Source organism: Amycolatopsis sp. lyj-23 (assembly GCF_046549135.1).
Classification (GTDB): domain Bacteria; phylum Actinomycetota; class Actinomycetes; order Mycobacteriales; family Pseudonocardiaceae; genus Amycolatopsis.
Genome location: NZ_JAJPWN010000016.1, coordinates 210,619 through 225,801 on the forward strand (window position 1 = coordinate 210,619; position 15,183 = coordinate 225,801).

Sequence of the window (15,183 nt, forward strand, 5' to 3'; positions counted from 1 at the left end):
GCGGCCCTTCACTAGGTTGGAGTCATGACCGAGCATGCCGCACTACTGGACGTCGCGCGCGAGGCCGTGGCGAAGGCGACGGAGATCGTCCGGTCGCGCCCGAGTTTTTCGGTGTCCGCGAAAGGCGATCGCGATCTGGTGACCGACGTCGACACCGCGGTCGAGGACGCGCTGCGGGAGTTCCTCGCCGCCGAGACGCCGGAGATCGGGATCCTCGGCGAAGAGCGCGGCCGCAGCGGGGACGGCGGTGGCCGCTGGTGGGCGCTCGACCCCATCGACGGGACGGCGAACTTCGCCCGCGGAATTCCGCTCTGCGGGATTTCCCTGGCGCTGGTGGACGGCGACCACAGCACGGTCGCCGCGATCACGCTGCCGTACCTCGGCGTCACGTACACCGCCGCGCGCGGCGAAGGTGCCTTCGCGAACGGAGAGCGCGTCGGCGCTTCCACCGCGACGGAGATTTCCGACGCCATGATCGCCGTCGGCGACTTCGCGATCGGCGAGCTCGCCGAGGAGAAGAACCGCGCCCGGCTGGCCCTGCTGGCGGACCTCGGCGCGCGGGCGCAGAAGATCCGGATGCTCGGCACGGCGGCCATCGACCTCGCCTGGGTGGCGGACGGAAAGCTCGACGCCGCACTGATCCTTTCCAACAACCCGTGGGACACCATGGCGGGCGTACTGCTCGTGCGCGAGGCCGGCGGCGCCGTCGCCGACCGCGACGGCAGCGAGCACACGGTGGGTTCCGCGGCGACGATCGCCGTCGGCGCCGGGCTGCGCAAGGAGATCGTGGACGCACTTGATCGCGCGTACGGGGTTGTTCGTTAGGATTCCTGGGTACACCGTGGGCGGCGCCACAGCGCTTTTTTGCGCTGTCCGCGCAAGGCTTTCGGTTACGTTGGTACCGGTCGGCCGCCGCGGCTGGCATGCTGACCGGATCTCGTCGGCCACTTCGGAGAATGGTGGATGCTCGTGGAAAGTCGCCGGATCCGCGATCGGTACCGGCTGCTCGAGCCGATCGGCGGCGGCGCGATGGGCACGGTGTGGCGGGCCCAGGACGAAAAGCTCGACCGCACCGTGGCGATCAAGGAACTCCTGCTGCCGCACGACCACGACGAGCAACGCACCGAAGAGGCGAAGAACCGCGCGATGCGCGAGGCGCGGATCGCCGCGCGGCTGCAGCATTCCCACGCGATCACCGTGTTCGCCGTCCTCGAGGAGGAGGACCGGCCGTGGCTGGTGATGGAGTACCTGCCGTCGAAGAGCCTGGCCCTCGTGCTCGGCGAGAAGCCGGCGACGGTGGACGAGGCCATCCGCGTCGGCGTGCAGATCAGCTCGGCGCTGGCCGGCGCGCACCGCGCCGGGGTCGTGCACCGCGACGTGAAGCCGGCCAACATCCTGGTCTCCGAGGACGGCACGGCGAAGATCACCGACTTCGGCATCTCGCGCGCGATCGGTGACGTCAAGCTGACGGCCACCGGCGAGATCGCCGGCACCCCCGCCTACCTCGCGCCCGAAGTGGCCCGCGGCGAGGACGCGGATTTCGCCGCCGACGTCTTCTCCCTCGGCGCCACGCTGTACGCCGCCGTCGAGGGGCAGTCGCCGTACGGGACGGCCGACAACCCGATCGCGTTGCTCTACAAGGCCTCCAGCGGCGAGATCGTGCCGCCGGAGAAGGCGGGCCGGCTGACGCCGCTGCTGCTGCGGATGCTCGCCTCCGAGCCGGCCGAGCGCCCGTCGATGGACGAGGTCGAGCAGGAGCTGCTGGCGCTGCTGCACGACGCGGAGCCGGGCGACTCGGTGCTCGCGGCGACCATCCCCGAGACCGAGGTCCCGGCGGTGGCGGCCGCGCCGGCCGCGGCCGCCGCGCCCAAGGGCGAGGTCACCGCGGTGTCGCCGGGTGCGCGCAAGGGCCTGATCGCCGTCGGCGCGGGCGCGGCGCTGCTGTGCATCGCGGTCGTCGTGGCGATCCTGCTGATCGTGCGGCAGAAGCCGCCGGAGGGCAACGTCGCCGCCCCGCCGCCGTCGCAGCCGTCGTCCACCTCGTCGTCTTCGGCGTCCGCGCCGCCCTCGACACCGGCGTCGACCCCGTCGCCGTCCCCTTCGCCGACGCCGACCTCGGCGCCGTCGACTTCGCCGACGGTCTCGACCGTGGCCTCGTCGAAGACGGCCGTCGACGCCCTCACCGCCTACTACGGGCTGCTGCCGGCCAACACGGAAGCGGCGTGGAACCTGCTCACCCCGCACTTCCGGGCCTCGCGCAACCAGACATACGAGACGTACAAGAGCTTCTGGTCGCGCTACCGGTCCGTGCAGGTGTCGGGCGTGAAGGAGGCCGGGCCGAACCGGGTCACGGCGCACGTCAGCTACGACGGCGGGAACGGCGAGAACGACACCTTCACGATGGTCCAGGTGAACGGCGTCTGGATGATCGACGCGCAGAACTGAACCTTCCCGCGCCGGGGTGCGTGTGACGTATGAGCCGTCACCGCCGTCGACCCACGCTGGAGGTAGCTGTGCCCGTTCCCACCGCCTTGCTCCGGCGCGCGCGATGAGGCCCGCCGACCCGATGGTGTTCATCCTCCCGGCCGCGCCGCCGGGCAGCGACACCTACGACAAGCGGATGTGCCAGAACCTGCCCGCCGTCGGCCAGCCGGTGCTGGAACTGCCGATCGCCGGCGACTGGCCGGAACCGGACGCGGCGTCGAGACGCCGGCTGGCGCGGTCGCTGGCCGCGCTCCCGGACCGGACGGTCGTGCTGCTCGACGGCATGATCGCCGCCGGCGTCCCCGAGATCGTCGTCCCGCACGCGCGGCGGCTGCGCCTGGCCGTGCTGGTCCACCAGGCCCTGGCCGACGAGCCGGGCCTCACCCCGGCGCACGCTGCCGAGCTGGACGCCTGCGAGCGCGAGACGCTGCGGATGGCCGGGATGGTCGTGGCGACCAGCCCGTGGCTGGCCCGGCTGCTGATCGACCGCCACGACCTGGACCCGAGCCGCGTCTACGTGGCCAAGCCGGGCACCGACGCGGCCCCGCTCGCGGCGGGCGCGGACGGCGTGTCCCGCCTGCTCTGCGTCGGGGACGTGACCCGCCGCAACGGCCACGACGTGCTGGTCCAGGCCCTCGGCGAGGTGGACCACCTGGCGCTGTCGTGCGTGTTCGCGGGCTCACTGGCGGCGGACCGCGCGTACGTCGACGAGCTCGGCTGGTCGATCGAGCGCCTCGGCCTCGGCAACCGCATCACGCTGGCGGGCGACGCGGTCGACCTCGCCGCGGCCTACAACGCGGCGGACCTGCTGGTGATCCCGGCCCGCGCGGCGACGTCCGGCATGTTCGTGGCGCAGGCACTGGCCCGCGGGATCCCGGTGCTGGCCACGGAGGTGGGCGGGGTGTACGACGCACTGGGCGTCGACGCCGACGGCGAGGTGCCGGGCCTGCTGGTCGCCCCGGACGACCCGTTCGCACTGGCGGACGCGCTGCACAGGTGGTACGCCGACCCGGAGCTACGCCGGTCACTGCGCACGGCGGCGCTGGGCCGCGGGAGCGCGCTGGAGGAGTGGGACGTGGCGGCTCGCCGCCTGACGCACGTCCTGTCGCGGCTGGCTTCCGAACCGCGGATCGTCGCCTGACGGCCTTGCCGGGGTGCTGATGTCCCACGACCCTGGCCGGATGCTGCCTCCGTGCCAGGTGCCCGGTCGCCCCTCGATTTCGAACACGGTTACCTCGCGATCGCCGGTCCTGAAGCCGACCGCCCCTGCACGAGGTGCTGCTCAAGCTCCCCGACCTGGTCGCGGTCGACCCGGAATCAGTCGACAGCCGCAGGAGGATCTTCCGCCGCAACGCCTCGATCGTGCGCACGCCACGTTGCTGCTGATTGAGGCGTCGATCGCGCTGCCGATGGTGGCGCTGGTGACTATGTCGGCGGACTGGAAACGTTTCTTTGACCGGCACCAGGCGACCTGGGCGGAAGCGAGCCGTCAGTCGATCGATTCCGCAAGCCGACCGGCCGCCGCAACCCCGGAAGTCTGGCGTCGCCCTGATCCGGCGGAACGGTTCGCCGGGGACCGGAGTCCCCGGCGAACCGGACCGTCACACCAGGGTGAGGGCGTAGATCTCCACCCGCGGGTCGTTCGGCAGGCTCACCGACTGCACGGTCTTCCCGCCGTCGAGCTCACCCGAGATCCCGAACAGCCGCACCGGCGGTCCGTCGACCCCGCTCCCGGCCTTGATCCGGTGCGGCATCTCCAGCACCACCGGGCTCCCGGACCCCGCCCAGTCACCGAACGTCAACGCCAGATCGGCGCTCGTCCCGTCCGTGTAGTGCGCGGTCACCGTCGTCGACACCGGGCCGTTGTGCGAGGCCCCCACGACGCGAAGCGCCGTGTGCTGACCGGCCGGGAGCAGCAGCGACTGCCCGCGGGCCTCCACGAAGTTGGGCGAAGTCCCCGAAGCGTCCGGCGCCGCGTACGTGACGCCGTCCCAGGTCACCGGACCCGCCGGCGGCAGCAACGCGGCGTCGTAGCTCCAGCCGCTGCCGTCGAAGTTGCCTTCCGAAGAGGCGGCCACGGTCGCCGTGCCGTCGTGGTTGCGGTCGCGGCCAAGGTCGACCGCGCACTGCGGACCCGGCGAGACGCACGTCGACGGCGTCCGGACCTCGATCGTCGCCGAGCGCGTCACCTTGTTCGCGCCCAGTCCCGACACCGCCACCTGCACCGGGTACGTGCCCACGGCCGTCCCGGCCGGCACGTCCACCGTGATCGGCACGGACTGCTGCACCGGCAGCCGTCCGGACCAGACCAGCACCAGCGGCTGGACCCGGGCCTTCCACGGCGAGGTGACCGAAACCGTCACCGGCTGCAGAGCCGGGTTCTGCGCCAGGACGTCGAGGTCGAGGTGGACCTGCTGCGCCGCCCCGGCAGGGATCACCACCGACGTCTGCCGCAGGGACGCGTCGACGTGCCGCCGCAGGTCGCCCACCGCGTTGTTCACCGAAGGCGGGGCCGCGGCCACCGACGTGCCCCACGAAGACGGGCGCGACCCGAGCTTGTGCGAGAGCGTCCCGCCGTGGGCCAGCGACGACCAGTCGAGGGACGTCTGCCGGACGTCCCGGCCGTTGAGCGACACGCTCTGGATGTACCGGTTCGTGTCGCTCGCACCCGGCGCCGACACCGTGAGCGTCCCGCCCTGCGCCCGGCCGTACTGTCCGATGCGGACGGTCGCCGACTCGAACTGCGGGCTCGACACGGCCAGGAAGTTCGCGCCGCTCATCGTCGGGTACAGCCCCAGCGACGAGAAGACGTACCAGGCCGACATCGTGCCGAGGTCGTCGTTGCCGGTCATGCCGTCGGGGCCCGTCGTGAACAGCGTCATCGCCGCGCGGACGACGGTCGCCGTCTTCGCCGGCGCGCCGACCCAGTTGTACGTGTAGGGCGCGAGCAGGTCCGGCTCGTTGTTCGGGTTGTAGGTCGCCTTGCCGTAGTAGTCGTACGGGCTGGCGATCCAGTCCTTCCGCGCGGTGCCCGCCGGGTCCTTCAACAGATTGCTGTACGCGAAGAACGAGTCGAGGCGCTTCTCCGTCGCCGGACGGCCGCCCATCAGCGAGACGAGCCCGGCCGGGTCCTGCGGCACCAGCCACTGGTACTGGTAGGCGCCGCCTTCGTGGAACTGGTGGTCGGCGTCGACCGGGTTGTACGGCGTGAGGAAGGTGCCCTCGGTGGTGCGCGGGCGGAACTGCTGGATCGACGAGTCCCACAGGTTGCGGTACCACTGGCCGCGGTCGGCGAACATCCGCGCGTCGGCCTGGTGGCCGAGACCACGAGCCATCAGCGCGAGCGCCGCGTCGGCCGCCGAGTACTCCATGGTCGCCGAAGCCGGGTGCTCGCAGTCGTTGTCGCCGCCCTTGGCCGCGCAGTCCTTGCCCAGTTCCAGCCCGCTCGGGATGTACCCGCGCTCGTTGTAGTAGTTGACGCCGGAGCGGCCGTTGTACGGCGAATCGGCGGGCGGCGTGCTCGTCGCGTTCTTCTTGAGCAGCGCGTACGCCTCTTCTTCGTGCCCGGCGAGCAGGCCCTTCGACCACGCCTCGACGAGGAACGGCGTCACCGGATCGCCGGTCATGATGTTGGTTTCGCTGCCGGCCAGCGCCCAGCGCGGCAGCCACCCGCCGTCGCGGCCGATCGCGACGACCGACAGGGCGACGTCCCGCGCGACCTGTGGTTCCAGCATCTCCAGCAGCTGGTTCTGCGGCCGGTAGGTGTCCCACAGCGAGAAGTTCTGGTACGGCGTGTAGCCGCTCGCGGTGTGGACCTTGCCGTCGAAGCCGGTGTACGCGCCGTCGGTGTCGCCGGCCAGGTTCGGGTGCAGCTGCGCGTGGTAGAGCGCGGTGTAGAACGCCGTCTGCCGCTCGGTCGTGCCGCCGCCGATCTTGATCGCGCCGAGCCGGTCGACCCACTGCTGGTGCAGGGCGGCCCGGGTGGCGTCGAAGTCGTGGCCCGACGTCTCCGCCGCGAGGTTCTTCCGGGCGCCGTCGAGCCCGGTGTAGGACAGGCCGACCTTGAGCACGACGTCGTGGTCGGTGGTCGCGTCGAAGCTCGCCCAGGCGCCGTTGTCGCCGGTGCCCGCGGCGTCGCGGCCGCCCGGGGTGCGCGTCGAGCCGCGCCAGGTGCCGAACGAGCTGAACGGCCGGTCGAAGGTGGCGGTGAAGTAGACGGTGTGCTCGTCGTGCCCGGCGCAGAACCCGCCGGCCTTGACCCGGCCTTCGAGCGTGCGGTCGCCGACGACGTGGATCTCGGAGTCCTTGACCGACTGGTTGGCCTGGCCGGTGTTGAACAGGACGTTCGCCTGCCCGGTCGACGGGAAGGTGTAGCGCTGCCAGCCGGTGCGCGCGGTCGCCGTCAGCTCGGCGTCGATGCCGTACTTCTTCAGGCCGACGCGGTAGTAGCCGGGCTCGGCGTGCTCGTCGTCGTGGCTGTACTCCGACTTGTAGGCATTTTTGTCAACGTTGTCCACGGCGCCGGTGGTCGGCATGACCGGCAGTTCGCCCATCACGCCGCAGCCGACGCCGGACAGGTGCGTCTGGCTGAAGCCGTAGATCGCGTTCTGCAGGTAGTCGTAGCCGCCCTGACCGCCGGTGTCCGGGCTGACCTGCACCATCCCGAACGGCGCACTCGCGCCGGGGAAGGTGTTGCCGAAGTTCTGCGTGCCGACGAACGGGTTGACCAGGCTCACCGGATCGACCGGCGCGGCGGCGTGTGCGGTGGCTTGGCTCGTGGCGGCGACCACGAGCGCGGCGGCCGCGGCGGCGACCAGCCGTCTGCTTTGCGACCCCATGGGGCGCACCTCCCGGGTGACAACGTTGTCAAGAGCGGACCGTCCAGCAGCTTTTCACATCGCCACCCCGTTGGGAAGGCGGCAACCAGGTCAAGCCGTTGTCATAGCTCGGCGCAGCAGCGCCGCGGCGGCTTCGACGCCGGAGTCGGCGAGGTTGCCGTACCCGAGAACGAGCGCGGGCTCGCCGGGAGCCGTCCGGTAGTCGTCGAGGTCGGCGACCTTGACGTCGGCCGCGCGCGCCCGCCGGACGACGACCGCGGCGTCCCCGTCGAGGTGGAGCAGCAGGTGCAGCCCCGCGGCGACCCCGGAGAGCCGCGCCGGCCCGAGCGCGGCGACGAGCCGGTCGCGCCGGGCGCGGTAGCGCAGCCGGGCGCTGCGCAGGTACCGGTCGTAGCCGCCGCTTTCGACGAACCCGGCGAGCGCGAGCTGGTCGACCACCGGCGGCGGGTGCGCGCGCACTGTCCACTGTGGAGGTAAGACGGCCCAGCCGAGCCCGAGCGCGGGGCTGAGCGTCTTGCTGACCGACCCGAAGAGCGCGACCCGCCCGGGGGCGGTGCCCTGGACGGTGCCGACGGGCCGCCGGTCGTACCGGAACTCCGCGTCGTAGTCGTCTTCGAGGATCAGCCCGTCGACGTCCCACGCCCAGGCCAGCAGCTCGGCCCGCCGCCGCGGCGAAAGGACGGTACCGGTCGGGAACTGGTGCGCGGGCGTGACGAGCACCGCGCGGACGCCCGCCGGGATGCGCCCGACGTCGAGGCCTTCGTCGTCGACCGGCACCGGGTCGACGGTCATCCCGGCGCCTTCGGCCGCCCGTCGCAACCGTGTCCACCCCGGATCCTCCACGGCGAGCCGGGTGTGGCCGCGCTCCACCAGGGCGCGGCACACGCCGGTGACGCCGTCGGTGACGCCGCCGCAGATCAGCACGGTGCCGGGGGCGGCGCCGCGGACGCGCCGGAGGTAGTCGCCCATGACCCGCCGCAGGCGGGGATGGCCATCCGGCTCGGGCAGGCCGAAGTCGGTGTACGGCGTGTTCGCGAGGACCTCGCGCACGGCGTCCGCCCACGGCCGGCGGGGGAAGTTCCGCAGGTCGGGCAGACCCGGCGCGAGGTCGTACCGCGGCGGCGGGGTGGCTCGTGCCGGGGCCTTCGGCCCGGTCCCGCTCGCCATGCGACGGACCCGGGTCGCCGACCCGGCGTGCCCGGCCAGGTAGCCCTCGGCGACGAGCTGTGCGTACGCCTGCGTGACGACCCAGCGCGAGCATCCGAGGTCGGCGGCCAGCCGACGGCTCGGCGGTACCTCGACGCCGTCTTCGAGACCGCCGTCGCGGATCGCCTGGCGCAGGGCCCTGGCCAGCTGTTCGTGCTTCGGGCCCGGGCCGGTCAGGTCCAGCAGCACGCCCCAATCGGTCTGCGATCCGGCCACGGAATTGGATCGTAGTACCGGACCGATCCGGGCCTAGCGTGGTCGGCATGAAGAAGGTGGAACTGGGCCGGACCGGCCAGTACGTGAGCCAGGTGTCGCTGGGCTGCATGACGATGGGCACGGCGACCGACGAGCCGGTGTCGGCTCGCATCCTGGACGTGTACCTCGACGCCGGCGGCGACTTCCTGGACACGGCGAACTGCTACGCCTGGTGGGCGCCGGACGCGACCGGCGGCGAAAGCGAGTCCCTGCTGGGCCGGTTGCTGCGGGGCCGGCGCGACCGCGTCTTCCTGGCGACGAAAGTGTCGGCGGGCATCACGGACCTCCCGGCGGCCCGCGCGGCCCGGCGTCCGGACGGCACGGTGGATTGGGACGCGGTGGAGCGCACGTTCGAGGGCGCGGGGGCCGCCGTGATCGAGCGCGAGGCCGAGGCGAGCCTGCGCCGCCTGGGCACCGACCACCTCGACCTCTACTACGTCCACGTGGACGACCGCCGCGTCCCGCTCGAAGAGACATTGTCCGCTTTGGACACTCTGGTGCGGTCCGGCAAGGTGCGGTACATCGGCTGGAGCAACGTCCGGACCTGGCGGCTGGAGCGCATCCGCGCCCTGGCGCTGGCCAACGGCTGGGCGTCACCGGTCGCGGTCCAGGTCCAGCACTCGTACCTGCGCCCCACCGGCGCCGACGTCCCTTCGGTCGCGGGCGCCGAGCTGCTGGACTGGCTGTCGGTGCACCCGGACGTGTCACTGGCGGCGTATTCTTCGCTGCTGCGCGGGATCTACGACGACGCTGCCTACCGCGAGTCCACTCCGGTCTGGCGGTCCTACGCGGGCCCGGCCTCGGAAGCGCGGCTGGCCGCGGTCGCGAAGGTGGCTTCGGAACTGGGTGCGTCGGGCAACCAGGTGGCGCTGGCCTGGCTGCTGCGCAAGGGCGTGATCCCGCTGATCGGCCCGCGCACGTGGGAACACTACGAGTCGATCGCGCCGGCCTTCACCCTGGAGCTGCCGGACGGGCTGGTGTCCGTGCTGGACAACGCGTAGGCGGTGGCGAGCAGCGCGGCGACGCTCGGCTTGTGCTCGTCGCGGCGTCGCCAGGTCATGGTGACGTCGGTGGCCGCGCCGGCCAGGGGCACGGCGATCGCGCCCTCGTGCTCGACGAGGGCGGGCACGATCGCGCACCCCAGGCCGGCGGCCACGCACCGCGCGAGCGCGGCGAGGCTGCCGACCTCGGCTTCGACCACCGGTCCGTCGAGCCGGTCCAGCATCTCCCGGAAGCCGCAGCCCTTCGGCGTCGCCAGGAACCCGACGCCGTCGAGGTCACCGGGCCGGATTTCCGGTTCGAGGGCCAGCGGGTGTCCCGGCGGGACGATCACGACGAGCGGTTCGGTGCCCAGCGACGCACTGGCGAGGGCCGGGTCGGCCGGTGGGTCGCCGAAGGTGAAGCAAACGTCCATTTCGGACCGTTGCACGGCTTGGTAGAGCTCACCGCGCCCGCCCTCTCCGAGGGTGATCCGCACGCGTGGCCACCGCTTCCGGTACTCGCCGAAGAGAGCGGGAATCCGGTTTGCGCACAGCGTTTCGAGTGCACCGATGGTCAGGTCGCCTTCGGGTTCACCGCGCTCCTCGTCGACCGCGGCCCTGGCTTCCTCGACGAGTTCGAGCACCTGGTCCGCGTAGCCGACGAGCCGCTCGCCGGCGCCGGTGAGCCGCAGCCGCCGCCCGCGTTCGAACAGCTTCGAGCCCAGTTCCGCTTCCAGCGCCTGGATCTGCTCGGTGACGCTGGACTGCGCGTAGTGCAGTTCGGCGGCGGCGTGCGTGAAGTTGAGCGTCCGCGCGACGACGCGGAAGGTGCGCAGGTGGCGCAGTTCCATGGCATCCCCCATCGGCGGTCCCGATACCCGCCATCGTAACTGCCTGCTTCCGCCGATGTCACCGAGCGTCCAGGCTTCCGGGCGTGGCAAGACTTCTCACCGGCCTTTCGCTGGGCTACTTCCTGGTCATGCTGGACACGACGATCGTGACGGTCGCGCTTCCGGCCCTTTCGCCGTCTTTGGCGGCACAGCAGTGGATTTCGAACGGCTACACGCTGACGTTCGCGGCGTTCCTGCTCACCGCGGGAGCGTGCTCGGACCGGTTCGGCGCCCGCCGCGTGTTCTCCCTCGGGTTGGTTTCCTTCGCGGTGCTGTCCGGTCTGTCGGCGCTGTCGTCCACCACGCCGGTGCTCATCGCGCTCCGGGCGCTGCTCGGCGTCGCGGGCGCGCTGCTGGTGCCGTCCTCGCTGTCGTTGATCGCGGCGGCCTACCCGGTGCCATCGGCGCGGGCGAAGGCGATGGGCGTGTGGGCCGCGGTGAGCGGGATCGGCCTGGTGGCCGGCCCGTTGCTGGGCGGCGTCCTGACGGAAGCGTTCGGCTGGCGGGCGATCTTCCTGGTCAACGTGCCGGTCGCCGCGGTCGCTCGGGCGCTGTCCCGCTCGGCTCCGCCGAGCCCGGCGAGGCCCGGCCGCGTCGATGTTGTCGGTCAGACGGCCGCCGTAGTCGCTTTGTCGACACTGGTGTACGCGCTGATCGAGAGCTCGTGGGCGGTCCTGCTGGTCACCGCGGCGGCGACCGCGGTGTTCGTGCGGTTCCAGCGGATGCTCCCGGCGTCCCTGTTCCGCGCTCGCGCGTTCCCGCTCGGTTTGCTGGCCGGCGCGATCGTGAACTTCGGGTTGTCCGGAGTGCTGTTCGTGCTGTCGCTGTATTTCCAGGAAAGCCGCGGTTATCCGCCGTCGGCGACGGGCATCGCCTTTCTCCCGCTGACGATCCCGACGGCGTTCAACCCGATTCTCACCGGCCGCTTGGTGGCTCGGTCCGGTCCGCGGATTCCGGCGGTATCGGGGTTCGCGCTGATGTCCGGCGGAACCCTGCTCCAGGCGTGCACGACGTCGGCGGCCCTGTCGGTGGTCGCGCTGGCCCTGCTGGGCTTCGGCGTCTCGCTGGCCATCCCGTCACTGCTGGCGATGGTGGTCGCCGCGGCTCCGCCCGAGCTGACCGGCGTCGCGGGCGGCGCGCTGAACGCGTCCCGCCAGGCGGGTGCGTCCCTCGGGGTGGCGGTCCTGGGCGCCTTGCTGACCGCGACGACGACGTCGATCGCGCTGTGCACGGCCGCGGGCGTGCTCTTCGCCGGAGCGGTCGCTGTTTCCTGTTCGTTTATGAAACAGGAAACCCCTTGTCGCTGAATGCGGTGTCGCGAATCCTCGGTGGTGGGCACGGAAATCATCCGAAGCCCGCGAAATCACCATTCCCGAGGAGGGATTCGCCATGTTCAAAAAGCTGGCCAAAATCGGTGGCCCGGCGTTCGCGATCTGCGCGCTGGCCGCGCTGCCGGTGATCGGCTCCACCACCGCGTACGCGGACGACAACGGCGGGGCGCCGGCCGCTCCCGTCGTCACGCCGACCCCGACGCCCACCACCGACGGCAACCCCTGGCACGGTTGAGGAACCCGGGGCCGTGAGTGGCGCCGCCACTCACGGCTCACCGCGGGCCGCAGGCGCAGCCCAGCACCGAGCGGGCTTCGCGGACCTCACCGGCTTCCGGCAGGTCCAGCGCGGCGAACTCGGCCTCGGCGGCGGCCCAGTGCGTGACGGCGCCTTCGTGCTCGTCCAGTGCGTGCAGCGTCTCGGCGACCAGGCGGTGGGCGCGGGCCCGGTAGGCGCGGTTGCCGTTGCCGTCGGCCAGGTCGAGGGCCGCTTGGCAGGCGATGAGCGCTTCCTGCCGGGCGCCGCGGGCCAGCGCCGTCGCGCCGCGGTCGAGGTACAGCTGCGTGCGCAGGTCCGCGTCGGGGACGTTCGCCGCCACTTCGCGGGCCTTGTCGTGGTAGCGGACGGCCTCGGCGTACCGGCCGCGCTGCCGGTGCACGTTGCCGATGTTGTTGAGCGCGTAGGCCTCGACGCAGCGGTCGCCGATCGCTGCGGCGTGTGCGTGCGCGTCGGTGTAGCTGGCCAGCGCTTCGGTGAGCAGGCCGAGCCGTTCCTGCACGGACCCGAGGTTGTTGAGCGTGTGCGCCACGCCCTGGACGTGGCCGATCTCCCGCAGCATCCGCGCGGCGGACGCGTGCTGCCCCAGCGCGACCTGGAGGTTGCCGTGCAGTTCGTTGAGGTAGCCCAGCATGCTCAGCGCGTGGGCCTCGCCCCGCCGGTCTTCGGTCTGTTCATACTTGGCGAGCGCGGCTTCGAGGTGGGCCATGGCCTGGTCGTGGCGGCCCAGTTCCATGGTGGGGATGGCGAGCGCGCACAGCGTCGCCGCTTCGCCGCGCGGATCGCCGAGGCGGCGCCACTTCGGCAGCGCCCGGGCGGCGAGTTCGAGGGCCTCGGCGAGCTGCCCGCGCCGGTCGTGCGCGGTGGCCAGCCGCAGCAGGACGTGGGCCTGGCCGTAGTCGTTGCCCGCGTCGGCGGAGACGGTCCGCCAGGCGAGCTCGAGCGTGCCGATCCAGTCCTCGAACTGGTTGGTCGTGTTGAAGTAGCGCCACAGCAGCACGGCCAGCCGCCAGGTGTGCTCGGGCAGCGCGTGCGCGGCGGCGTAGCGGATGGCGGCCACGAGGTTGTCGCGTTCGGTGACGATCCACCGCAACCCGGCGTCGGCGTCGGCGAAGACCGGCGTCACCGCGCAGGAGCGGTCCGTCGTCGACGGCAGCTGGGCCCGGTCGAAGGGGTACGCGGCGCAGACCGCGGCCGCCAGCGTGACGAGGTAGTAGTCGAGCAGCCGGACCAGCGCGGGCTCGGGGGCCGGCTCGTCCGAGGCGAACTCCTTGAGCGGGTCGAGCATCTGGTACCGCTCGGGCGCGGCCTCCTCCAGCAGGCTGACCTCGTGCAGGTCGTCGAGCAGCGACCGCGCCTCGGCGACGTCGCAGCCGGCCAGCGCCGCGCCGCCCACGACGTCGACGTCCGGCCCGGGCAGGCTGCCCAGCAGCCGGAACAGGGCGCGCTGCGGCTCGCCGAGCTGCTGGTAGGAGACGCGCACGGCGGCGATGCCGGCGTCCTCGCCCCACGGCCCGTTTTCCTCGAGCAGGCGCAGCAGGTGCTCCACCGGCCACCGGTCGTGCCGCCGGAACAGCGCCGCCGCGACGCGGATGGGCATCGGCAGGAAACCGCACCGCCGCACGACCGCGGCGACGTCGGCGGCCCGGCCGCGCAGCCGCGACGGACCGGCCAGTGCCTGGAAGAGCTCGGCCGCCTCCTCGGGCGGCAGCGGCGAGAGCCGGATGTTCTCGCCGGTGTCGGCGTCGCCCATCCGGCGGCTGGTGATGACGGCCAGGCAGCCGTCCGCTTCGGGCAGCAGCGGCCGGATCTGCTCCGGCGACGCGGCGTTGTCCAGGACGACGAGCGTGCGCGTGCCCCAGAGCGTCGCCTGGTAGAGCGTCACTTTCCGGCCGACGGTGGCCGGGATCTGCTCGGCGGGAACGCCGAGTTCGACCAGCAGTTCGCTGAGGGCGTCGCCGACGTCGACGGCGTCGACCCCCGGGGTGAAGCCGTTCAGGCGCGCCAGGAGCTGGCCGTCGGGGAACCGGTCGCGCAGCCGGTGGGCGGCTTCGATGGCCAGACCCGACTTGCCGACCCCCGGTGCGCCGCTGACCCAGACCGCGCGCCGGCCGGCCGACGCGGCCGCTTCGATCGTGGCGATTTCCGCGGCCCGGCCGGTGAACCCGCCGGGCCGGGACGGCAGCGAGCTGGGCGGATCGCCCTGTTCGGCCCGGGCGGCGAGCTTGCGCAGCACCGGCCCGGGCGCCATGCGCAGCGCGGCGAGGGCGTCGCGGGTGCCGTGGTAGACGCGCAGGGCCGCGACCCGGTCGCCGCCGGCCAGCAGCGCGCGCATCAGCAGTTCGGCGTGCTTCTGGCTGGCCGGATCGGCCTGGACCAGCGGCCGCAGCCGGTCGCGTGCCGAGCGGTGGTCGCCGGACTCGAGCTCCAGTTCGGCCAGGTCGCCGACGGCATCGGGGTAGCTGTCGTCCGGCGAGATGACCTCGGCCCCGCCGACGCGGTCGATGTCGATGTCTTCGAGGAACTTCCCCCGCCACAGCGCGACGGCCTCGCGCAGCAGCGCGATGGCCCGGCGCGGGTCGTCGGCCCGGACGTCGGCGGCCGCGGCGCGCAGCCGGTTGAACCGCGCGGTGTCCAGCTGGTCCTCGCCGGCCCGCAGCAGGTAGCCGGTCGGGGTGGTCTCGATGGTGGCGTCCCCGACGACGTCCCGCAGCCGCTTGATGTAGCTGCGCACCAGGGTGGGCTTGGCTTCGCGGTCGGCCCAGACGATCTCGGCGAGGCGGGCGGCCGTCACCGGCTTGTTGGCGTGCAGGAGCAGCACGACCAGGACGAACCGCTGCTGCTGGTCGCCCAGCGGCACCGGCACGCCGTCGTGCCACGCCTCCAGCGGGCCGAGCATCCGAAACTCCACGCGGCCTCCCCGGC

The 15,183-nt window shown here is 72.5% G+C and carries 10 protein-coding genes; 6 read left to right on the forward strand and 4 right to left on the reverse strand.

Features of this window, described 5'->3' with window-relative positions:
* The first annotated feature begins 24 nt into the window (after positions 1-24).
* The 3 genes from ACLJPY_RS35520 to ACLJPY_RS35530 all read left to right on the forward strand — a co-directional run bounded on the left by ACLJPY_RS35520 (position 25) and on the right by ACLJPY_RS35530 (position 3,625).
* A complete protein-coding gene (locus tag ACLJPY_RS35520) occupies positions 25-825 on the forward strand; it encodes an inositol monophosphatase family protein (RefSeq protein ID WP_410595358.1) in 801 nt (266 codons plus the stop codon).
* A 138-nt stretch (positions 826-963) separates the two neighbouring features.
* Positions 964-2,445: a serine/threonine-protein kinase gene (locus tag ACLJPY_RS35525; RefSeq protein ID WP_410595359.1), complete on the forward strand. Its 1,482-nt coding sequence runs from the start codon at positions 964-966 to the stop codon at positions 2,443-2,445.
* Positions 2,446-2,566: 121 nt separating this feature from the next.
* Complete coding sequence (locus ACLJPY_RS35530; RefSeq protein WP_410595413.1) at positions 2,567-3,625, forward strand: glycosyltransferase family 4 protein; 1,059 nt, start codon at positions 2,567-2,569, stop codon at positions 3,623-3,625.
* A gap of 460 nt (positions 3,626-4,085) precedes the next feature.
* Here the strand turns inward: ACLJPY_RS35530 and ACLJPY_RS35535 are convergent, their stop codons facing one another.
* Positions 4,086-7,322, reverse strand: a complete 3,237-nt coding sequence (locus ACLJPY_RS35535; RefSeq protein ID WP_410595360.1) for a GH92 family glycosyl hydrolase — start codon at positions 7,320-7,322, stop codon at positions 4,086-4,088.
* A gap of 90 nt (positions 7,323-7,412) precedes the next feature.
* Positions 7,413-8,744 carry a PLP-dependent aminotransferase family protein gene (locus ACLJPY_RS35540; protein WP_410595361.1) on the reverse strand — a complete coding sequence of 444 codons (1,332 nt, stop codon included), beginning with the start codon at positions 8,742-8,744 and terminating at the stop codon, positions 7,413-7,415.
* 47 nt (positions 8,745-8,791) lie between these two features.
* On the opposite strand from ACLJPY_RS35540, the gene ACLJPY_RS35545 reads away from it, so the two are divergent.
* The gene (locus ACLJPY_RS35545; protein WP_410595362.1) at positions 8,792-9,784 is read left to right on the forward strand and encodes an aldo/keto reductase; all 993 of its coding nucleotides are present in this window, start codon (positions 8,792-8,794) and stop codon (positions 9,782-9,784) included.
* Here the strand turns inward: ACLJPY_RS35545 and ACLJPY_RS35550 are convergent.
* A complete protein-coding gene (locus ACLJPY_RS35550; protein WP_410595363.1) occupies positions 9,712-10,614 on the reverse strand; it encodes a LysR family transcriptional regulator in 903 nt (300 codons plus the stop codon). The two genes, ACLJPY_RS35545 and ACLJPY_RS35550, sit on opposite strands and share 73 nt — an antisense overlap.
* Before the next feature lie 83 nt (positions 10,615-10,697).
* On the opposite strand from ACLJPY_RS35550, the gene ACLJPY_RS35555 reads away from it, so the two are divergent.
* Together ACLJPY_RS35555 and ACLJPY_RS35560 are read left to right on the forward strand one after the other, a co-directional pair.
* Complete coding sequence (locus tag ACLJPY_RS35555) at positions 10,698-11,960, forward strand: MFS transporter (RefSeq protein ID WP_410595364.1); 1,263 nt, start codon at positions 10,698-10,700, stop codon at positions 11,958-11,960.
* 82 nt (positions 11,961-12,042) lie between these two features.
* Positions 12,043-12,219, forward strand: a complete 177-nt coding sequence (locus ACLJPY_RS35560; RefSeq protein WP_410595365.1) for a hypothetical protein — start codon at positions 12,043-12,045, stop codon at positions 12,217-12,219.
* A 37-nt stretch (positions 12,220-12,256) separates the two neighbouring features.
* On the opposite strand, the gene ACLJPY_RS35565 is transcribed toward ACLJPY_RS35560, so the two are convergent.
* On the reverse strand, positions 12,257-15,169 hold the full coding sequence (locus tag ACLJPY_RS35565; protein ID WP_410595366.1) for an AfsR/SARP family transcriptional regulator: 2,913 nt from the start codon (positions 15,167-15,169) through the stop codon (positions 12,257-12,259).
* Positions 15,170-15,183 lie beyond the last annotated feature (14 nt).